The organism is Paenibacillus sp. FSL H8-0175 (assembly GCF_045040615.1).
Taxonomy (GTDB): domain Bacteria; phylum Bacillota; class Bacilli; order Paenibacillales; family Paenibacillaceae; genus Paenibacillus_AQ; species Paenibacillus_AQ odorifer.
The window spans coordinates 4616356-4638442 of sequence record NZ_CP150299.1 but is presented as its reverse complement, the minus strand read 5'-3'; the positions used below and the strand labels follow the sequence as shown (position 1 = coordinate 4638442).

Annotated in this window: 18 protein-coding genes; 14 read left to right on the top strand and 4 right to left on the bottom strand. The window is 42.9% G+C overall.

The features are described from left to right. The first annotated feature begins 206 nt into the window (after nucleotides 1-206). Together MHH46_RS20675 and cysI are read left to right on the top strand one after the other, a co-directional pair. Nucleotides 207-2063, top strand: coding sequence for an assimilatory sulfite reductase (NADPH) flavoprotein subunit (locus tag MHH46_RS20675; protein WP_076191012.1), 1857 nt, complete (start codon nucleotides 207-209; stop codon nucleotides 2061-2063). Between the two features lie 46 nt (nucleotides 2064-2109). After that, nucleotides 2110-3834 (top strand): assimilatory sulfite reductase (NADPH) hemoprotein subunit, encoded by a 1725-nt coding sequence (gene cysI, locus MHH46_RS20670; protein WP_076190520.1) that lies wholly within the window; start codon nucleotides 2110-2112, stop codon nucleotides 3832-3834. A gap of 1340 nt (nucleotides 3835-5174) precedes the next feature. Here cysI and MHH46_RS20665 read toward each other — a convergent pair. Next, nucleotides 5175-6890, bottom strand: coding sequence for a cellulase family glycosylhydrolase (locus MHH46_RS20665; protein WP_405132510.1), 1716 nt, complete (start codon nucleotides 6888-6890; stop codon nucleotides 5175-5177). A 399-nt stretch (nucleotides 6891-7289) separates the two neighbouring features. On the opposite strand from MHH46_RS20665, the gene map reads away from it, so the two are divergent. Further along, complete coding sequence (gene map / locus MHH46_RS20660) at nucleotides 7290-8036, top strand: type I methionyl aminopeptidase (protein ID WP_076190525.1); 747 nt, start codon at nucleotides 7290-7292, stop codon at nucleotides 8034-8036. Between the two features lie 54 nt (nucleotides 8037-8090). Here the strand turns inward: map and MHH46_RS20655 are convergent, their stop codons facing one another. Next, entirely contained in the window at nucleotides 8091-8495 is a 405-nt protein-coding gene (locus MHH46_RS20655; RefSeq protein WP_038572361.1) for a CBS domain-containing protein, read from the bottom strand. A gap of 178 nt (nucleotides 8496-8673) precedes the next feature. Between MHH46_RS20655 and MHH46_RS20650 the strand changes: the two genes are divergently transcribed. From MHH46_RS20650 to MHH46_RS20625, 6 genes are all read left to right on the top strand, one after another. Continuing rightward, nucleotides 8674-10782 (top strand): methyl-accepting chemotaxis protein, encoded by a 2109-nt coding sequence (locus tag MHH46_RS20650; RefSeq protein ID WP_076129908.1) that lies wholly within the window; start codon nucleotides 8674-8676, stop codon nucleotides 10780-10782. A gap of 683 nt (nucleotides 10783-11465) precedes the next feature. Further along, nucleotides 11466-11666, top strand: coding sequence for a cold-shock protein (locus MHH46_RS20645; protein WP_036685790.1), 201 nt, complete (start codon nucleotides 11466-11468; stop codon nucleotides 11664-11666). A 64-nt stretch (nucleotides 11667-11730) separates the two neighbouring features. Next, nucleotides 11731-11958, top strand: a complete 228-nt coding sequence (locus tag MHH46_RS20640) for a DNA-binding protein (protein WP_076190527.1) — start codon at nucleotides 11731-11733, stop codon at nucleotides 11956-11958. Nucleotides 11959-12165: 207 nt separating this feature from the next. Beyond that, nucleotides 12166-12975 carry a GNAT family N-acetyltransferase gene (locus MHH46_RS20635; RefSeq protein WP_076190529.1) on the top strand — a complete coding sequence of 270 codons (810 nt, stop codon included), beginning with the start codon at nucleotides 12166-12168 and terminating at the stop codon, nucleotides 12973-12975. Nucleotides 12976-13049: 74 nt separating this feature from the next. Beyond that, on the top strand, nucleotides 13050-14087 hold the full coding sequence (locus MHH46_RS20630; RefSeq protein WP_076191015.1) for an LCP family protein: 1038 nt from the start codon (nucleotides 13050-13052) through the stop codon (nucleotides 14085-14087). Nucleotides 14088-14124: 37 nt separating this feature from the next. Then, nucleotides 14125-14607: a DinB family protein gene (locus tag MHH46_RS20625; RefSeq protein ID WP_179086268.1), complete on the top strand. Its 483-nt coding sequence runs from the start codon at nucleotides 14125-14127 to the stop codon at nucleotides 14605-14607. On the opposite strand, the gene MHH46_RS20620 is transcribed toward MHH46_RS20625, so the two are convergent. Continuing rightward, nucleotides 14604-14813, bottom strand: coding sequence for a hypothetical protein (locus tag MHH46_RS20620; RefSeq protein ID WP_076100132.1), 210 nt, complete (start codon nucleotides 14811-14813; stop codon nucleotides 14604-14606). The genes MHH46_RS20625 and MHH46_RS20620 overlap by 4 nt on opposite strands. A gap of 279 nt (nucleotides 14814-15092) precedes the next feature. On the opposite strand from MHH46_RS20620, the gene MHH46_RS20615 reads away from it, so the two are divergent. After that, nucleotides 15093-15452 (top strand): hypothetical protein, encoded by a 360-nt coding sequence (locus tag MHH46_RS20615; protein WP_036685802.1) that lies wholly within the window; start codon nucleotides 15093-15095, stop codon nucleotides 15450-15452. Nucleotides 15453-15455: 3 nt separating this feature from the next. Here MHH46_RS20615 and MHH46_RS20610 read toward each other — a convergent pair whose 3' ends face one another. Further along, the gene (locus MHH46_RS20610) at nucleotides 15456-16760 is read right to left on the bottom strand and encodes a serine hydrolase (RefSeq protein ID WP_076190533.1); all 1305 of its coding nucleotides are present in this window, start codon (nucleotides 16758-16760) and stop codon (nucleotides 15456-15458) included. Between the two features lie 66 nt (nucleotides 16761-16826). On the opposite strand from MHH46_RS20610, the gene MHH46_RS20605 reads away from it, so the two are divergent. The 4 genes from MHH46_RS20605 (at nucleotide 16827) to MHH46_RS20590 (ending at nucleotide 22065) form a co-directional block, all read left to right on the top strand. Next, complete coding sequence (locus tag MHH46_RS20605) at nucleotides 16827-17510, top strand: response regulator transcription factor (protein ID WP_076129903.1); 684 nt, start codon at nucleotides 16827-16829, stop codon at nucleotides 17508-17510. Nucleotides 17511-17512: 2 nt separating this feature from the next. Then, nucleotides 17513-18787 (top strand): HAMP domain-containing sensor histidine kinase, encoded by a 1275-nt coding sequence (locus MHH46_RS20600; RefSeq protein ID WP_076190536.1) that lies wholly within the window; start codon nucleotides 17513-17515, stop codon nucleotides 18785-18787. Between the two features lie 129 nt (nucleotides 18788-18916). Further along, nucleotides 18917-19720: an ABC transporter ATP-binding protein gene (locus MHH46_RS20595; protein ID WP_405132509.1), complete on the top strand. Its 804-nt coding sequence runs from the start codon at nucleotides 18917-18919 to the stop codon at nucleotides 19718-19720. Between the two features lie 2 nt (nucleotides 19721-19722). Continuing rightward, nucleotides 19723-22065: an ABC transporter permease gene (locus MHH46_RS20590; RefSeq protein WP_076190538.1), complete on the top strand. Its 2343-nt coding sequence runs from the start codon at nucleotides 19723-19725 to the stop codon at nucleotides 22063-22065. Nucleotides 22066-22087: the final 22 nt, after the last annotated feature.

The following is a 22087-nucleotide window of genomic DNA, read 5'->3' as shown; positions in this document are numbered from 1 at the left end:
AGTATCACTTTTTATAATGAAACCGATCAAAACAGGTTAAATCATACTGTTTTGATCGGTTTTTACGTACTTTATAGATACTTTTTCAATAAATTACAATTATTAGGGTAAATCGACATCATTGATCGTTTACAATTATTGTGATAGCCTGATTTCATGAGGTACGGATCATCAGAAGATTTCATGTTTAGGAGAGGTGGATATTGTTGCAACTACAGGTAACGAACAGTCCTTTTAACGAGAGCCAAGTCGAGCTACTCAATCGTCTTCTACCATCCTTAACGGAGACACAGCAAATATGGCTTAGCGGTTATTTGTCAGCCATGGGCCTTACTACTGCATCATCGGCAGGTGCCGAGGTTCAATTAGTACAATCAAATACGATAGGAAATGTGGAAGGTAGTGCCGTTAGTCAACCTGTAGCTTCACGTGAAGTGACCGTGTTGTTTGGGTCCCAGACAGGGAACTGCCAACGGCTGGCTGGGAGCTTGTCCCGCAAGCTGGAGGAGCAAGGATTTCAGGTCACACTCACTGCGATGAACAGCTTTAAGCCCAATGCGCTTAAGAAGGTTCAGAACCTCCTATTGCTGGTCAGTACACACGGTGAAGGCGAGCCGCCAGATAATGCACGGATGTTCCATGAATTTCTCTATAGCAAAAGAGCCCCTCAATTAGAGAATCTGAAGTTCTCAGTGCTGGCACTGGGGGATACCTCTTATGAATTCTTTTGTCAGACCGGCAAGGATTTCGATCAGCGGCTTGAGGAACTTGGCGGCAAGCGGTTAAGTCCACGTGTGGATTGTGATCTTGATTATGATGATTCGGTTACCGAGTGGTTTGAAGGCGTGATTGGTGCCTTAAATGCACATTTAAATGCTCCGGCCATTGCGGCAAAAGCGGTTCAAGCTGCGGAAGACGCAGATTCTCAGGAGCCTTTGTATACCCGCAACCATCCTTTTAAAGCGGAAGTATTGGAGAATCTAAATCTGAACGGACGTGGTTCCGACCGTGAGACCCGCCATTTGGAGCTATCCCTAGAAGGTTCTAACATACAATTTGAGCCAGGGGATGCGCTGGGTGTCTATCCGGAGAATCATCCTGAATTGGTAGACGCTATTATTCATACTATGGGCTGGAATCCTAATGATATTGTTCCATTTAATAAAAAAGGGGAAGACGGCACCTTACGTGAGGCCCTTCTTCACCACTATGAAATCACTGTATTGACCAAACCGTTACTTGAACAAGCGGCGAAGTTATCTTCTTCTAACCATTTAAGAGATCTATTGTCGCCAGAACGTGCGCAACAGCTTAAGGAATATATTCAAGGCCGCGATCTGCTCGATTTGGTTCAGGACTTCTCTCCATGGGAGGGTTCGGCCAGTAGCTTTGTGACTATTTTGCGCAAGCTTCCGGCACGACTCTATTCAATTGCCAGCAGCTATAAAGCTAATCCAGATGAGGTTCATTTAACGGTTAGAGCTGTACGTTATGAGGCACATGGCCGTGAGCGTTATGGGGTCTGCTCGGTACATTGTGCTGAAAGAGTCCAGCCGGGAGATACGTTGCCCATCTACATTCAACATAATCCGAACTTTAAGCTTCCGACGAATCCTGATGCACCGATCATTATGATTGGACCGGGCACAGGTGTTGCACCCTTCCGCTCTTTCCTGGAGGAACGTGGCGAGCTTGGGGCGGAAGGTAAATCATGGCTGTTCTACGGAGATCGGCATTTTGTGACGGACTTCCTCTATCAGACGGACTGGCAGAGAATGCTTAAAGACGGCTTGTTAACTAAGCTGGATGTTGCTTTCTCCCGTGATACCGAAGAGAAAGTATATGTTCAGCATCGCATTCTGGAAAAGAGCCGCGAGGTCTACGAATGGCTGCAAGCGGGAGCTCATATTTACATTTGCGGAGACGAAAAGCATATGGCACATGATGTTCATTCTGCTCTGATTACTGTCATCCAGCATGAGGGTGGTCTGAGTCCTGAAGAAGCGGCAGCTTATTTGGATAATATGCAGCAGGCGCAGCGCTACCAACGTGATGTTTACTAATGGATAGAGGAAAGTTATCGAATGACTTCGGGGGGAGATAACAACAATGGCAAACAATGAAAAGGTTAAGCCGATCGGCGGGCCTCCAAGCGATGTTGAGCACATTAAGCAAGAGAGTAACTATCTGCGGGGCGCGCTTGTTGAGACATTAAGCAATCCGATTACCGGAGGCTTGCCGGAAGATGATAATCGGCTGCTGAAATTTCACGGAAGCTATATGCAGGACGATCGGGATTTACGCAACGAGCGCGAACGGCAAAAGCTGGAGCCTGCATTCCAGTTCATGCTTCGTGTAGTTGCCCCAGGCGGGGTAGCGACACCAGAGCAGTGGCTAGTGATGGATGATCTGGCACAAAAATACGGCAATGGAACCTTACGTCTGACTACCAGACAGGCGTTTCAAATGCATGGGGTACTCAAATGGAATCTTAAGAAAACCATTCGCAGCATTAATGATACGCTGATGACGACGCTGGCAGCTTGCGGCGATGTTAACCGTAACGTAATGAGTAATCCGAATCCTTACCAGTCAGAGGTGCATGCAGAGGTCTACGAATGGGCGCGCAAAGTAAGTGATCACTTATCACCACGTACGCCTGCTTACCATGAAATCTGGTTGGACGGTGAGAAGGTAGTAGATAGCTTAGGCGAGCGTGCGGAAGTAGAACCGATCTATGGACCGGTATATTTACCGCGTAAATTCAAGATTGGTCTAGCGGTGCCTCCTTCTAATGATGTGGATGTATTCTCGCAAGATCTGGGTTTTATCGCTATTCTGGAAAATGAGAAGCTAGTCGGCTTCAACGTTTCTGTAGGCGGCGGTATGGGGATGACTCATGGCGATACCAGTACTTATCCTCAGTTGGGACGTATAATTGGTTTTTGCCGTCCGGAACAGTTGATTGATGTGGCAGAAAAGACCGTAACAATCCAGCGGGATTATGGCAATCGCTCTGTCCGCAAAAATGCACGGTTCAAATATACAATTGACCGCCATGGTCTGGAATGGTTCGTAGACGAACTGCATGAAAGACTCGGATGGCAGCTTGAAGCAGTACGTGATTATCATTTTGATCACAACGGAGACCGTTACGGCTGGGTGAAGGGGACCAACGGAAAATGGAATCTGACACTTTATATCCAAAGCGGACGGATTCATGACCAAGAAGGATACACCTTGATGAGTGGCTTGCGGGAGATTGCTAAGATTCATACTGGAGATTTCCGGCTAACGCCGAATCAGAATCTAACGATTGCCAACGTCACTACTGCCAAAAAACGCAAAGTAGCTGAGCTGGCTAAACAGCATGGACTAACAGATGGAGCACATCTTTCTGCATTGCGGCGCAGCTCCATGTCCTGTGTAGCACTGCCAACCTGCGGACTTGCGATGGCTGAAGCGGAACGCTATCTACCTTCGCTGATAGATAAGCTGGAGCTTGTTATAGATAAAGCTGGTTTGCGGGACGAGGAAATTGTGATCCGAATGACCGGCTGCCCTAATGGCTGTGCTAGACCGGCGCTGGGTGAAATCTCGTTTATCGGCAAGGCTCCTGGCAGATACAATATGTATTTAGGAGCAGGCTTTACGGGTGATCGCCTCAATAAAATGTATAAAGAAAACATAGATGAGAAGGAGATCCTAGAGACGCTTGAACCTATTCTTCACCGATATGCCAAAGAACGTCAACAAGGCGAGCATTTTGGAGATTTCGTGATCCGTGCAGATTATGTTAAAGCCGTTACCTCTGGACTTAATTTCCATGACTAAATGAAAGTAGATTTAAAAATGTCCCGGGGCCAGTTGATGGCTGCCGGGATTTTTGTGGTTTGGTCGTAGTTAGATGCGCGGGGTGTCGTGTCGTACACATAATGCTCCAGAGGTAAAGAACGGTAGGTGAGCGCAGACGAGCGCAGACGAATAGAAGATGAGTAGTAGATGAGGGGCAGATGAGTAGTAGATGAGTAGTAGATGAGCAGCAGATGAGGGGCAGATGAGTAGTAGATGAGCGCTGACGAGCGGCAGTAGACTAACAAGGTGGCGGACTCAGGAGCCCGTATTTCCTGAAATCTTGCCAATTTGCCGAGTATTCGGACCCCAGCGCCGTTATGGGGATGAAAAGAGGCCAAAACAGGCTTTTTTCAGAGGAATAGCGCCTCTCCAGTCCGAAAGTTGCTCAAAACGGCTTAACTCGCACAAATAGCGTCATCTGAGTCCGAAAATCATAACAGAGTGCTCCAAAGGTAAAGAACGGCAGATGAACAGTAGATGAGCATAGACGAGCGGCAGTAGACTAACAAGGTGACGGACTCAGGAGCCCTTATTTCCTGAAATCTTGCCAATTTGCCGAGTATTCGGACACCAGCGCCGTTATGGGGATGAAAAGAGACAGGAACCGGCCTTTTTCAGAAGAATAGCGCCTCTCCAGTCCGAAAGTTGCTCAAAACGGCTCAAATCGCACAAATAGCGTCATCTGAGTAAGAAAATCACGACAAAAGCGCTCCAAAGGTAAAGAAGGCAGATGAGCGCAGACGAGCGGCAGTAGACTAACATCAGAGTAGTAAAAGGGTCATATTAGATAGTGGGACAGAGTGATATTAGCGCAGTAGGAGCAATTGTAGAGTAATACGCAGAACAGCAGGAGCAATAGTGAAGTAACGCAGAACAGGCAAACAAAAGAGCAGTAACCGACTAGCGGCACAATAAACGAGCGGCAGTAGACTAACATCAGAGTGGTGAAAGGGTCGAATTAAATCGATAGTAAAATAACATTAGATGGTGAAATAGTAAAATTAGATTAGCTCAGCAGTAGCAATAGTGGAGTAGTACGCAGAACAGCCAAATAAAAGAGAAGCAACCGACTAGCGGAACAATAGACGAGCGACAGTAGACTAACATCAAAGTAGTAACAGTCCAGCGGTAGACTAACATCAGAGTAGTAACATTCCGGGAGCAGGCTAACAGCAGTAGATCACCGTTGACTGACAAATCTAGCAACAGCCTTCATTTGATCTACAATAATCTAGTAAGATCCCAACATCTGCGCTACAACAGATTCAATTTAAAAACCAGCAAGTCTCCAATTCCGGGAGGCTCGCTGGTTTATGTGTTTAAGGAGCGATGCCGGAGATCAGTACATCGTTTTGATACAGGGTTACTTTGTTCCAAGTGCTGAAGGAAACTTTGGTTGGATCGAACGAATAGTCATTTGCTTCATTGAAGTTAGACCAGTCGCTTTTGTGCACGCGTAATTGGATTTCTCCTGATTGTCCACCGGCAGGTATGGAGCCCGCGCTAGTATTGAAAGTAAGCTCAACGTAAGAGTCGGCGTTCGTCCCACTTGTGGACCCGAGGGCAACCGATATATTAGAAGCACCGACCTGCGCCCAATCGATTACTCCATTGAGAGAGGCGCTTCCATCTTTAGTAAAGTAATAACGAATTTTCAGTCCATTTAAATTGACTGCCGTTGTTCCGTTGTTATAGATGTTGAAGTAGGGCTTGATTGAATTATCAGTAGCATTGGTATCTGCTGCACGGTAGTAAAGTGCCAGATTACTGGATGGCGAGCCGGTAGGAGTGGCTGTAGGTGTTACTGTAGCTGTTGGTGTAGGTGTAGGTGTAGGTGTAGGTGTAGGTGTAGGTGTAGGTGTAGGTGTAGGTGTAGGTGTAGGTGTAGGTGTAGGTGTAGCTGTTGGCGTAGGTGTAGCTGTTGGTGTTGGTGTAGGTGTAGGTGTAGGTGTTGGTGTTGGTGTTGGTGTTGGTGTTGGTGTAGCTGTTGGTGTAGTGCCACCATCCGGCACAGGTTGGTAACCAGGTGTTGTGTAAATTTTATTAAGCACGGAGGTTGCTAAGGTTCCGTTTGCTCCATTAACGACTGTATTTCCCCAGTTGCTGAGTGTTCCTGCTGGACCGCTGGCTAGATCCAGATATTCAACGCCTCCGCCATTACCATACCAGGACCAGGCGAGCCAGCCCACCTTTTTTTCCTTCGTGTAGCTCATAATGGTGGCTTCATCGACATCTCCACCCGTGTGCTTGTCACCGAATTCGCCGATAATCACAGGGGCTCCAATAGCCAAGGCACTATCGATATTACTCTTGACTGTAGCAGCATTACCTCCAGCATATTCGTACATATGAATTGAGAAAATAGTGTTTTTTAAGGTATCTGAATTAAATACAGCCTGACCACTAGTGAAAATAGATTGTGGGTATTGACCCCATCCCGCTGCATCTACAACTAAAGTGTTCTTAATGCCCGCATTTCTTAACGCAGGAATTGCCGCTTGGTATCCACTGGCCCATGTTGCAGTGTTCCAAGAACCGTACCATTCATTAGCAATATTCACAATGACACGATCTTCTTTACCGATCAAAGCATCCTTGATGCTGATCCAATAGTTTACTGCAGCGTTAAGGTCAGAGGTGTTGTCTGAGCCCGTAGCATCATGCACTTCAAGCATGGCAATCATTTTATACTGATCACAAAGCTTTAGAATATTTTGGACATCAGCTAAAGTATCGAGAGACCACTTGCTGCCATTAGAAAGTACAATTCTGACGGTATTGGAGCCAGTCGCTGCGATGGCCGGTATTGCAGTAGCCAGATCGTTTTTGTACCAAGTGTGTGCATGATTCACCCCACGCATTACAAAAGGACTGCCGGTGGCATCGTATAAAGTGGTACCGCTTACATAAAAACCTTTAACAGAAGTGTTTGCTGCCGCTGCCTGCTGTTGAGGTAAAGAAATAGAAAGAGTAAGGATACTAATTAATACTAACAAACTGATTTTCCGGAACGAAAAATGCTTTCTGAATTTCATCAACATTTCCTCCTTAATCAAATAGGGTTGCTTCTTTGATTATGCGTATCCTCCAGGTGGTTGCAGTAAATGCACTCAATTACAGGCATGTATCACCTCCTCAGTTATTTTGAATATAACATATAAAGGAATTTTTAGGAATAATAAATAATTTAACGATAACAATAACTTTATGTTTTATTAGAAAGATAAGAGAAATTGCTGATAAGGCACTCGTCTTTCATCTAACATTCTCAAAAAAAATGATGTTATTTTTAGATTCAGGAAGGAAAATATAATTTTTTTTGCCTAATGATTTGGATTTCTCGCGATTTTCTTTCATAATATAAAGGGTAAACTAAATACAAAAGAAGAACCGTTGCCCGAGAGCGATGTGTTCTGTACAGAAGAGGCGATATTATGATTATCATGAAAACGATGGAAGAGATCGAAAAAATGCGTGCGGCGGGAAAAATTCTCGCTGCATGTCATCGTCAAATTGCGCAAATTTTGCAGCCTGGTATTACGACCTGGGAAATTGATGAATTTGCAGAAAAATTTATATTGTCTCAAGGAGCTACTCCTGAGCAAAAAGGATATAATGGGTACCCGTACGCAACCTGTGCATCTGTAAATGATGTAATATGCCACGGATTCCCGAAAAAAGAGCCGCTAAAAGACGGGGATATCGTAACCATTGACATGGTTGTTAACTTAAACGGCTGGTTGGCAGATTCGGCCTGGTCTTACGGGATTGGCAATATTAGTGAACAGGCGACCAAACTTCTAGACACTACTAAGGAATCTTTATTCCGTGGAATCGAGCAGGCGGTTGCAGGCAACCGTATTGGCGATGTTGCGCATGCCATCCAAGTTTATGCAGAGTCTAACGGGTTTTCTGTAGTGCGTGATTTTATTGGCCACGGGATCGGTTCAGAAATGCATGAAGCTCCGGAAGTACCTCACTATGGTCCAGCAGGGAGAGGGCCTCGTCTTAAAGAGGGGATGGTATTTACCATTGAGCCCATGCTGAACACAGGCAGTTACAGAACAAAAATTGATGCGGATGGTTGGACTGCGCGTACCATTGACGGCGGATTGTCAGCACAATATGAGCATACTTTAGCGATTACCCCACAAGGAACGATTATCCTGACTGAACTGTAATTTTGATGAAAAATAAAATGACCAGTCTCCGTAATGGAGATTGGTCATTTTTTATTAATCTGTAATGTTGCGAGTGTAATATTCAATGATATCTTTTCTCCTAATAATTCCAACAAATACACCCTCATTATCAATCACAGGAACGAAATTCTGATCCGCAGCAAGCGTCAGCATATCCTCCATTTCTGCATTAATGAGAACACTTTCGTTATGAACATGCTTTTGGATGTCGCTTACTGGAACTTCCCCTATATTGTCAAAGGTTAAATCTGCTGTGTTTTTCAGCTTCCACAATAGATCACCCTCCGAAAGTGTTCCTACATATTTTCCTTCATTATCAATAATAGGGATAGCCGTGTAATGGTGCTGTTCTAATTGTTCTAAGGCTTCCAGCATGGATAGTGAGTTAGTGATATAGGCGACTTGATCTTTTGGCAACAAAAAAGAGGATATTTCCATCGGCATGAACTCCTTTGTATTATGTTATTTTTTGATTAGGCTACTTTTATTTAAACATACTTTTGGAATGGATAGAATTTTAAATTTTCACCCCTTGAATTATAGGTAATAAGTCCTATTGAATAGAGGTCGTATTTTGTCGATTAAAGATATATTATCCTAGAGTGGAGTTGTTCAGATGGCATTGTATCGAAGGCTTTCATTAACGTTTAAATTTGTTATGGTGGTAAGTTTAGTAATTATTGTGATCTTTTTCTTTAGTTTAGTCGCAAACCTGGCTAATCTGCGTAGTGTGAGCATATCCAACGGTGAACTTCAGGCAGAGGTCGCAGGAAAAAGTTATGCGGAGACCATTCAGAATAGAATGATAGACATTCAGTCGACGGGTGAAGCGCTCGCTGAAGTACTCCTTGAATCAAGAGAACGTCAAACCTTGGACCGTGAAGATGTTGTTTCTACAATGAAAACTATGCTTGAGCACAGACCAGAAATTTTTGGGATGAGCATATTATGGGAACCCAATGCTTTTGATCAGAACGATCAGGCTAATATAAATAAGATGCCATATGATGATGGTACGGGGCGTTTTATTCCTTATGTCTTTAGAAATCAAGGTGCAATAAAGGTTGAACCCTTAAAGAATTATGATGTAGAAGGTGCGGGTGATTATTACCTTTTACCAAAAAAAGAGAAAAAACCGGTCTATATTGAACCCTACTCCTATGAGACGACTGGTGGAGCTATAGAGATGATTTCGGTCATGCTGCCAATTTTGGATAAAACGGGTGCATTTCTGGGGACTGTAGGGTTCGATGTTTCGTTAACCCAATTGCAGGAAGAAGCCGTTAACTATAAACCTCTGGGAGGTTATGTTTCTTTAATCACTGGTAATGGCAAATATGCAGCCAACCCAAATGATCCTCAAAGTGTACTCAAAGAATTTGGTGATACAGAAGATAAAACAGTACTGTGGAAGCGTGTGAAGAATGGGGAGGCCAAACTGGGATACACGATAAATTCCAAGGGAGAAGACGTGCTGCGGACTTTTGTTCCGATACCAATGCCTGGAAGTGACCAGGTCTGGTACACACAGACAGCGATCTCTAAGGATGTTATCATGGCTGATTATGAACAAGCTAAAACAGAATTTTTTATCATTATGATTATTGGGATTTTGATTTTAGCTGTTATTGTTGGTCTTCAACTATGGTTGATGGTAGTTAAACCGCTTCGTTTGTTATCTGAGAAATTGCAGCTGATGTCTCAGGGGGATTTGACTCAAACCCTGCAGGTTCGAAATGATGATGAATTCGGCAAAATGGCTACACATTTTAATCATATGACCCATAAGCTTCGAGAAATGTTTGGACTTGTCGCTGATCTATCAATGTCCGTGGGAGCTACCTCTGAAGAGCTGACAGCTAACGCTGAGCAGACTGGAAAAGCTGCTGAACAAATTGCTGTGGCAATTGGACGAGTAGCCGAAGGAGCGCAGCTGCAGAATGATTATGCGGGTGATTCTTCAATGGCGATGAGCGAGCTGAATGTTGGAGTGCAACGGATCGCTGACTCTTCGTCATCGGTGTCTGCGTCTGCAGATGAAGTTACCGATCAGACGAAAAAGGGCAGTGCCCAGCTGCAAATGGCAGTGAATCAAATGTCGGAGTTAAAGCTGTCTGTAGATGAGACAAGTCTGGCGATTGAACGTTTAGGCGAACGATCTGCTCAGATCAGCGGGATTATCGGCTTGATTTCGAACATAAGTAAACAGACCAATCTGTTGGCACTAAATGCGGCTATTGAGGCGTCCAGAGTGGGTGAACATGGCCGAGGTTTTGCGGTGGTGGCCTCAGAAATTCGCATGCTGGCAGATCAGACTAAAAAAGCTGCCGAACAAGTTACTGCTTTGGTTGAAGATGTGGTGCAAGATACTAATCAAGCTTCACAAGCGATGGCTGTCGGCAATGAAAAAGTAATTCTTGGTGTGCAGAGTGTATCTGATAGTGATCTTTTATTTACGTCGATTCTGACAGAGATGACACAGGTAACCGATCAGATCCAAGAGGTCTCAGCAGCTGCACAGCAGATGACCGCGGGAACGGAGCAAATTTCAGTTACCGTTAAACAATTAGCCGATCTTGCTTCGGAAGCTTCCTCGGACTCCCAAAGTGTGGCAGCAGCCTCTGAGGAGCAGCTTGCTTCTATGGAAGAGATCTCAGCCTCGTCGGAGTCACTCAGCTCAATGGTGCAAGACCTGTTGGATAAATTATCTTACTTTAAAATTTAGATTGCCTTTTCAAATATAGAGAAGGGCTGTCACCTAAAACTATGAAAATGACTGCTGTGTCGAAAGCAGATGCTTAGTCACTGGAAAATACGCTTAGTAACCTGCTAACGGACACAGTGGTCCTTAAAAGTACGATTATCCGATATTTGGAATGTTATCGGACTCCAGTGCAGCTATTGGCCTAAAAAATGCTTATTATGAGCCTCTTTCCAAGGAATAGCGTCACTGGAGTCCGAAATCTAGCGGTAAAGAATTAAAACATGTAAATAACGTCTACCGAGTCCGAAAGCCCCGTAGGATAATGAATGTGTAGTCGTAGTAGGCCGCGAATGACCAAAAAACGCCGAACAGCGATTCTTCGATAACAGAAGAATCGCTGTTTTGTTGATTTTAGGATTTTGAAAGTGAGGAGGTCAGTCACCGCTCGTAGAATCAATTATGGCACAGCTCATTCTTACCTCCCATTTTCTTCATAATGCAGAAGAGTATCTATTTGGTGTTAGCTGTGTTATAATCAATCTATCGAAAGTATTTACCTGGCGAATTCACATAGCGTAGAGGGTTATTCTTTAGACATTAATAACCTTGTACCATATGTGAATTTTTATTTTTTTAGAGATTTTGCAAGAGATTTTTTGAGGATAAGAATAACATGTAAATAAAAATAAGGTGGTAATTATATTATGCAAACAGGAACAGTGAAATGGTTTAACGCAGACAAAGGTTTTGGTTTTATCGAGGTTGAAGGTGGAGAAGATGTATTCGTACATTTCAGCGCAATTACTGGTGACGGATTCAAGTCCCTGGATGAAGGACAACGTGTAGAATTTAACGTAGTTCAAGGTAATCGTGGTCAACAAGCTGAGAATGTTGTAAAACTGTAAGTAGTAAAATGAATCCCCAAACGTATCGTTTGGGGATTTTTTTATAGAAAGGTGGCGGATGTAAATGCAGGTGTTTGAAGACTGGAATTTAAAAGTTAAGAAAACCTTTAACGCTACAAGTAACAAGGAAGTATTGACGGTGTCTGAAGCGGGAAGCTTGCTCGGGCTGTCTAAAGATCAAATGAAAAGTTATGTAGATCAGCATAAGTTGACTAAAGTTCCGATCATGAGAAGTGTCGTCAGATATCTTTTACTCAAGAGTGAGATCGATATGATTGTGAAAAAAAACTAAGATCATCATTAATAAATAGGGTAGACCAATCCTTGATAGGATATGGTCTTTTTTTGTCTCACAAATTTCTTATAAATAGAAACTTATCGACCCTAAGATCGTCTATAATAATGGGATATTTTAGGTAACAGTGTCATCCAGCAAAAAATACCCTCACATACTGGTGGTTATCTATCAAAACATTACGTGAGATCTAAGGAGAAAATTATGAAACGACTAGAGCGTAAAGATTATTACAAAGCTATTGAGCCTTTAGGAAAAGTGAAAATAAATACGATGTTTGCTGAGTCAGTGGTTAAACAAGTCATACCTGGCAGCGTATATGTTGACGATATAGTTAACCCGCGTGCTTTTTACATTGCACACCCTTGTGGAATGTCTTTATTAATTGGAGAGTCGGATAATGAAGAGTTTAAGCGCGATCTTTTTGATTACATAACCAATAAAAATATGATTCGGCATCATCAAGAGCTGCTGCAGGCTGATCGAGCGGGAGGCTGGACGGAAGTTATCGCTCATTGGAGTGAACAGGAAATGCTCCATAGAAATACAAGGGTCAACTTCAGCTTTAACCGCGAGAAATATCTGAAACAGAAAGCTTCTTATCTTAACCAAGACCTTGAAGTGGTGCGAATGAACAAAGAACGGTTTTTGGCGGCAACAGGAGGTGTCAATCCTAAGGCGTTTTGGAGGAATGAAGAGCAATTTCTTGCTGAGGGGCTGGGCTTCAATATTCTTGACGCTGGGGAAATTGCCTCTACGGCATTTTCGGGTTTTGTTAATGAGCATCAACTGGAAATTGGCATAGAAACTTCAGAAGCACATCGGGGGAAGGGCTATGCCTACGCGGTCTGTTCAGCCTTAATAGAATACTGTCTAGAACATCAGCTTGAGCCGGTGTGGGCGTGTCGTCTGGATAACGAGGGTTCTTTCAACTTAGCGCATAGATTAGGCTTTGAGACAACCTACATGATTCCCTATTATCGGCTGGTAGAATCCGTCATCAGGAAGGGTTAAGGATCCGAATGAAAAATAAACAGACTACCCATTCAGCTTCTTCATTTTCTTTAAGTAGAATTGAGAAAAAAAAGGTGAAGAAGAAAACTAAGACCAGCAAGAAAAAAAAGATCTGGTTATTTACGCTTGCTATCGTACTTATTGCTGGGCTAGGATCTTATGTTTTTCGTAAAGAACTGCTGATTTTCGGATTTAATAATGTTGTGGCTCCGACTATTGAACACACGCTTGATGGATCATACGTTCCTTTAGAAAATAATGAAAACGCTGAAGCTCCTGGATTACAACCAACGGCGGATAACAAGGATCGTCCATTTTCTATCCTCCTACTGGGTACTGATCAGCGGGGAAAAGAGAACGGGCTTTCTGATTCGATTATATATACTGTGATCCGGCCAGTTGATCATAAAGTATTGTTCGTGTCGATCCCTCGTGATTCCTATGCAGAAATTATCGGAGCGGAAAAGGTTAAAGGAGCTAGGAAAGAAACCAAGATTAATGCAGCTCATTCCTATGGCGGTCCTCAGATGAGTGTAGACACCGTTAAAAATTTATTAAACGCGCCTATCGAATATTACGCTACTATTAATTTTAACGGTCTTGTGGGCGTTACAGATGCTCTAGGGGGTGTTGAACTTCCGATTACCAAGGTGATTGAGAACAAGAGCCCGGATCATGAGAAATTAAGAATTGAACCCAACAAACCGATTTATTCTGGCGCTGAAGCATTAATGTATGTAAGATACCGCGAGGATTCTGATTTTAAACGAACGGAGCGGCAGCGGATCTTTTTGAAATCTGCGCTTGAACGGATGAAGAGAGTAGATAATATCCTTAATATACAGAAAATCATCGAAATAGCAGGCAGTAATTTCCAAACCAATATGAAGTCAGACTTTATTCTTGATTTGGCGAAAAGAGTAATTCTTGAAGGGGGTACTCCTGAGATCACAAGCCATATGTTGCAGGGTGAGGGCAGACGGAAGGATCAATGGTATTACATCCTTGACGAAAATGATGTGAAGCGTACCCATGAGTTGATTGAGATTTGGCTGAATCCTGACTCTACCGATACGGATCTGGCCGCAGCTTCTGCGGATGACGCAGCATAGATGTTGTGACTGAATTATTTTATTTTTCATGTGGAGGTTGATCTCTCTGGCTGCAAAAACAAATGAGCAAATGTTACTCGAATTTAAGTCCCTCATCCCGTTCGTAGAATCTTTAGGTGAAGTATCAGCTAAACATTGGAATCAGCCTATTGCAGCTGGTAAATGGACTTTAAAGGATATCATCTGTCATCTCATGTTATGGGATAAATATTTTTATGAAGGTGCGATTAAGAAAATAATTCTCCGGGAACCGATCACAACCAAGCAGTTGGATTTTAACGAGTTTAATGCTAACGCTGTAGAATATGCTAAATTATTATCTGAACAAACATTAATTGAACAATTTGTACGTTATAGAACTAAAATCATAGATGCAGCTGTAGGCTTAACGGAAGAGGAATTCAATCAGGAATATAAGGATGGAGATCGCAAAAAATTCAGCGTTCGCAAGTACTTGAGAAGTTTTATCCCACATGATAAGCATCATAAAAAACAGATTGAGCAGTTCTTAAAACCTTAAAACTTGGCGCGATTTTGAACTAACTTCATGGATTGGCGTATGAGGATAGGACCAAACATGCTTCCGGCAGAGGCGGCAATTAAGGAATGGAAGGGGAATTTTATAGCAAAATAAAAGACCCATCCAGCAACAATATCAATAAGGATGAACTTCTTGATCTCGGATAATGGTATGGTCACGAAGACAATGGATTGTTTGTTTCTCACAGCAATGACCTCCTAATTTTAAGAAAACATCTTATAAATCCACTGTTCATTCTATTTTGGAACTAAGATGTCCCATTCCGTCTAAATCTACAATCGAATCGTAAAAAAAGGAAGTATGCCTTGCGTATCTTTTTCGCAAAGTGTAATTCCTTTTTTGTATGTGAGGATATTATCCGACTAATATTTGGCAGGGTATGGAAAGTCACAGAAGATATATTCAATCACTAGTACAATGTAAGCGTTGTCTTTTGTGAAAATATATCCTAAAGGAGCTAAGCTATGAGAGTGAAGAGACTATCTTTTAACCAGCTTGTGTTTATCTGTTTAGGTTTTCAATACTTGTTAATGCGTTTGTTCTCTGCCGGCGAGGCGATCGTTATCACATCGATAGAGCTAGTAATATATATTGTTTATACTGTCGCCACCCTTGCCGGATTGTTTCTCCGGAGCAGACGAATTGATAGTGAAGCTGTATCCGGGTTGTCGTCGTTATTTTTCAGCGTGTTATGGACGGTGTCTTTGTTCTCACAATTTCGGAAAGAAAGTTATCCAAATGCTTTAACAATCATTAATTCGCTGGGGGTGTCTTCAGCGGTAATCGTGATGCTCACGCAATTTATAATTTTGGCCAAGGCTTAGGCCTTAGCTGAAAAAAGGCGGGTGCCCAGTAGCTATTTTATGGCTATTGCGGCACTCGTTTGTTTTTTTCATCCCCAGAAATGAAAGCTCACCCTGTTCATTTCGTTTAAATTCAAATTCACTGTCATGCTTGGTATGATGGAATCTTGTTTCTGAGATAGGATAGAACGGTGTAACCTCTTCATCATTCCAGACAAAATAATAGTCCTGGCCCCTACGCTCCACGCTCGCTTTGCAGCCAAATCCCTCATAGGTCCCCATATATTCAGCATACATGCTATCATCAAGTGGGAAGGCTTGCGGGAATATCGGTATCTGGGCAGGCTCACCGAATACTAATCCAGATAGAGATTCCGTTAACTTGGTAATGGGGACACAATCATAATTGGTCAACATGATGACGGTTGTCTGCTCTTCTGGATATCTGTGCATTTCACTTCGGAAGCCGCGATAAGCGCCACCGTGATACATTCTTTTGCGATCATAACGTTCGTCCAAGAACCAACCAAATCGATATTTGAGATTACTTGAATGAAAAGCCATCTCCAGGGTATCGTGAGACACTAATTGATCGGAGTATAACGCTTGATCCCACAGGAAAAGATCAGCAGCCGTCGAATACATGGCACCCGCTGACAGGATAGAGCTCATATGTATGTATTCACCCTGAGTATACTCTCCCCATGAGGAATGATAAGGTGAGGCTAATTTTGAAATGATTTGCTGATTGTTATAAACTCCTGTATTTACCATGCCAAGAGGCTGTAATATAAAAGTAGTGATATAATCTTCAAATGTCATGCCAGTAATCTTTTCAATGATCATCCCCAATAAATAATAGCCTGAATTATTATAGGAAAACGATGTGCCAGGCATAAATGCAGGCGGTTGACTCACAAATAGCTGTAACATCTCCAAGGGAGTCAGCTTCAGTTTATTTAATTTTTGATTATATTCGGGTAGAGAAGTGTAGTTGGCTATACCCGAGGTATGCCCCAGCAGATGAAGGATGGTCATCCCCTCGAATGCATGCTGTTCAGGAAGATATTTTAAGATCGGATCTTCCAGTCGCAGACGTTTTTGTTCTTTTAGCATCAGAATCGCCATGCCAGTGAATGACTTGGTTAGCGACCAGATCCGGAATTTGGTATCTATAGCGTTCGGGACCTGATGTTCAAGATTCGCATACCCATATGCTTTTTGTAGCTTGATTTCTCCATGCTGAGCTATCAAGACTGTGCCGCTCAATGGCCAGCTTTGTTCGTATTTATCTAAAAATTGCTCCAGACGCTGGGATTGTTTATCCACAGGTAACCCCTCCTTAAAGGCATATTCTAACATAATACTAAATTCTGTTGAAGCGGAGAGAAATCCATGAGATATGATTGTTTAATTATTGATGATGAAACTGAACTTGCGGAGACCACCTGCGAATATTTTAATTTGTTCGATGTTCAAACCGCGTTTGTTACAAGCGCTGATGCCTGTCGAAGCTTTTTACGTGAGCATCAGGTCTCAATGTTACTGCTAGATATTAATTTAGGCGGTGAATCCGGCTTCCAGTTATGCAAAGAGCTGCGTCAGACGATGGGGATTCCTATCTTGTTTATTAGTGCCCGCTCGAGTGAAGATGATGTATTGATTGCTCTTGATATCGGAGGAGATGACTATATTCATAAGCCGTATACCCTGCGAGTGCTGCTCGCAAAGGTGAAGGCGGTGCTTAAACGCCACAATAACGAAGTTATAGCTGAGGCAGCTATCCTCCAAGCCGGCCCTATCCAGATAGACCCCGAACTTAGGAGGGCAAGTCTTAATGGCGTAGCTCTCAAGCTGAAAACGATGGAATATAAATTGCTCAGCTATTTGATTCAGCAGAAAAATAGGGTAATCCCCAAAGAGGAGTTATTTACTGAGGTATGGGGAGATGTTTTTGCGGGGGATGGCACCTTAAATGTACATATCCGTCATCTACGTGAGAAGATTGAGCAGAATCCTAATGATCCTCAGTACATCCGTACAGTATGGGGCATCGGTTATGCTTTTGAGGACAAATAGTTATGACAAAAAAACTGCTGTTGGCCCTTCTGCTTACTATATTTGCCGCAAGTTTAGCGCTCACCTTCCTAATTCTTAATTTGCAGGTGGAGACAGGAACAGATAGAGTGGCGATCAATACCATTGTGAAGCTCACGGAACAGAACTGGGACAAGCTTGATCCGAAGCTGTACAAGGAAAGTCCTTATGAATTTGCCATTATAGATACCACGGGAGTACTTAAATATCAGACGGGAAATGCGATTTCCGTTACTGTTAACGAAGCCATCAATAATCGGGATACTCTAGTGGACGTTTTTGTTCAGGATAAGATGGTGGGGAAGGTGATTATTAATAATGATTACCGTGCGATCTTTATACATATGAAAAAACAATTTATACAAGTTTCTATTGTGATGCTGCTTCTGCTTACGGTTCTAGGCGTTCTCTATATTTGGTTCCTGAATCGATCGGTTCTCCGTCCGTTCCGCAAAATGCAGCAATTCGCGAAGCATATCGCGAGAGGTGATCTGGAAGTGCCGCTGGAGATGGATCGTAATCATCTGTTTGGTGCTTTTACCGAAAGCTTTGATATGATGCGGGAAGAGCTTGCAGCGGCTAGACACAGCGAATATTTGGCGAATAAAAGTAAAAAGGAACTGGTTGCTAGTCTCAGTCATGACATTAAAACACCCGTTGCTTCGTTAAAGGCGATCACGGAACTGATGTTATTAAGCGCAAGGGATGAGAAGACCGGCAGACAGCTTAACACTTTGTACTCCAAAGCAGATCAGATTGATCGTCTGGTGACTGATATGTTCCATTCGACCTTGGAGGAACTAAATGAACTTAAAGTCAGCTTAACGGAAGAGCAAAGCCACCTGCTGATCCAAATTATAAATAATGTAAATTTCTATGAACGGATTTCAGCAGCGTCTGTGCCTGACTGTCTCATTACGGTGGACCCCTTGCGGTTGCAGCAGGTGATCGATAATGTTGTGAATAATTCCTACAAATATGCCTACACAGACACACCCATAGATATTAAGTTTGAGATCACGGATCATTATCTGGAGGTAGATATTCTGGACTATGGTCCCGGGGTTCCTGAAGAGGAGCTGCCTTTAGTATTCAATAAATTTTTTCGGGGCAGTCTGGCCGTGAGCCAGAATGGTGCAGGTCTAGGCCTGTACATTTCCCGTTATATGATGCAAAAAATGCAAGGCGATATTCTGTGCTCCAATCGGGAGGACGGATTTACAGTCAAACTGCTAATTCCTTTAGCAGGACAGAATTAAGAATTAGCTAAGGATTGCACAAAGACATGTTAAGAACATTTAACGTACGATAAGGTTGCAATTACGAATGAGTTTGTGATTGCAGCCATTATATTTCGCGTAGAGCTATGATTTTTTTTAGCGCAATTAATGAGCATGAATGTAAATGGAGTGTTCAACATGAGCGAAGTGAATAATAAAGTGCTGATGCAGACTAATAAGCTTGGAAAAACCTTCTCCCATGGAGGAACTCAGCAGCATGTTTTGAAAAATCTGGATCTGACCTTATATCATGGTGATTTTACGATTATCATGGGCAGCTCTGGTTCTGGTAAATCAACACTGCTGTATGCCATTTCGGGTATGGATAAGCCAACACTTGGAGAGGTTCTATTTGAAGGTCAGGATATCACAGCCATGAGTAATGATCAGCTTGCGATATTCCGGCGGAAGAATTGTGGGTTCGTGTTTCAGCAGATTCATCTACTGGATACGATGAGTGTCCTCGATAATGTATTATCAAGTGCTTTTCTTGTACAAAAGGATAGAGCAGGGGCTGTAAAAAAAGCCAAAAAGCTACTCTCTGATGTAGGTCTGGATGACTCTGTCTGGGGCAAGTTTCCGGCGCAAATCTCAGGTGGCGAAGCTCAGCGGGCGGGGATTATCCGGGCATTGATCAACAGTCCAAAAGCGGTTTTCGCCGATGAGCCGACGGGTGCGTTAAATAGTTCAGCAGGAATAGGTGTACTGCGCGTCCTTACTGAGGTGAATAGACAAGGGCAAAGTATAATTATGGTTACTCATGATCTTAAAACCGCGTTGCGTGGAAATCGGATATTGTATTTGCGGGATGGAGTCATCGTGGGAGATTTGCGTCTTACCCCTTATAGCGAAGATAACGGACCTGAACGGCAGCAGCAATTACAGTCCTTTCTAACCGAATTGGGGTGGTAGGGATGAGCAGCCTAATAGGAAAATTAGCTTGGTCCAATATTCGTAAAAGAAAAAGTGCTACGGTTACGCTCTTCATTCTTATCATGATAGCTGTGCTGCTGCTGAACATTGGTCTTACGGTCATTTTGAAGCTCAATTCCTTCCAGCAAGAAAAAATGACTGAATTAAGGACTCCAGAAATAAGTGCATATTTTCCAAAAGATGATTATCTAGAAGAGTATGAGGAGCTTGTGGATAGTTATTCATATACAGAATCCTGGGAGAATGAAGCAGCAATTCTGTTAGCAGATGCTAAAATGAAGTACGGACAAACGGACACTACGGTAGCTTTTATAATTCTTAACATGGATACACCGCGGACCAAGGGACTGTTCAAGACAACGACTCCACTAGGATCTAAGGATGCGAATATGATCTATCTGCCTTATTTGTTCCATGTTGGATCGGGGTATAACCTTGGGGATACTTTTACTTTTGTATACGATAATAACTCATTTTCTTATACCATAGGTGGCTTTATTGAGGAGCCGTTGCTAGGGACGTTAACTAATGGAGCTTTAAAAGTATTTTTGAATGATGAAGGTTATAAACAGTTGGAGGAACGTCTTGGAACTGAAGCTCAGTACAGCTTTCTATCAGCAGATTTAACCGATCCTTCAAAGGATGTAAAGCTGGAGCAAATGCTTAGTGAGCGGATTTTTGCCTCAGGAAGTACGGATCAATTTCAAGTCATGCGGGCAGAGGTTGGGCTCGAAGGGAACCGTGTTTTTGTTAATCTTTTAGCAGCCATTTTAATCGTATTTGCACTGATTATGGTTCTAATCTCGCTTATTGTCATCAGGTTTCAAATATTGGGGCATATTGAAGACAATTTAACGAACATCGGTATTTTAAAAGCTAACGGTTATACTTCATGGCAGATTAAAAATGCGCTTCTGCTACAGTTCACCTCAGTTTCCATCATTGCAGCTATACCGGGAGGCGGGTTATCTGGGCTGGTTATGCCGTTGGTAGGGAATATGATTTCGTCTTCAATCGGACTTCTGTGGCCAATATCCTTTGAAGGGGGCAGTGCAGTACTTAGTTTGGTTATTGTCTCTGGACTAGTGCTACTTGTTACCTATCTGTCGAGCCGGCGAATTCGGAACATTACTCCGATTACAGCTCTGCAGAGCGGAATTCTCACTCACAATTTTAAGCGGAACCCAATTCCACTCGAAACATCCCGGATGAATCTGCAATTCAGCTTAAGCCTTAAAGCTTTAGTAAGGCAGATGAAGCAGAATATGATGATCGTATTGATCGTTGCCGGATTAACCTTTTCTAGTATTTTTTGCTCTATATTGAATTTCAACTTTAAGGGAGACACTTCAGCAGTTATAGAACTGGTAGGTATAGAACGCAGCGACTTTTTGTTATTGCCGAAAAACGGTGACCTACAGCAGGGGAAGTTTACAGAATTAGAAGCCATGCCAGGGGTTGAAAAGTTGACTGTATTGGATAGCATGGTCGCTTCGATTAAAAACACCAGCTTTATGCTCCGGGTATCTGACGATTATAGCAAGCTGGAGACACAAACCATATACAAAGGGCGAGAGCCAATTTATGATAATGAAATTGTGATTTCCGGTGTTATTGCAAAGTTGGAAAATTCAGAAATAGGGGACGAGGTCCCGATCACTTTTAATGGTGTGACGGAGAATTATTTGGTTACTGGCTTAAGCCAGCAGATTAGCCAACTTGGAATGGTGGCGAGTATGACCGGTGATGGAATGAGAAGACTTCAACCGGAGTACACCCCTCTGTCCATCAATGTGTATCTGAAAGAGGGGGGAGATGCGCAAGCTTTTGTGAAGGATCTGGAAGCACGCTTCCCTAAGCAATGGAACATTACTAACATTCGAGAAACGGTTGATAGTACGCTCAGTACATTCACTGCCGCAGTATCTTCTATGACAGCAGTCATCACTGTGGTGACGATTATAGTAGTCAGTCTGATTTTGTATTTAGTGATTAAGACTTTGATTCTGAAGCGAAAACGTGAGTTCGGCATTCTTAAAGGAATGGGTTATACCACTTTTAATCTGATGACGCAGATTACCTTTAGTCTGTTTCCGGTGATTGTGGTGGGAGTAGCTTTGGGGAGCATAGGGGGGTATTTTTTCTCAGACTCAGCGTTTGTACTATTGCTCTCGAGTTTAGGGATTTATAATGTCCAACTGGCGGTTAGTTTGCCTCAAGTATTGCTATTGTGTGCAGCCATTCTAGTAGTCGCTTATGCGGTGTCTATGCTTGTTGCCCGGCGAATTCGGAAGGTTAGTGTGTACGATTTGATTATGGACTAATTTAAGCGAAAAACAAAAAAAC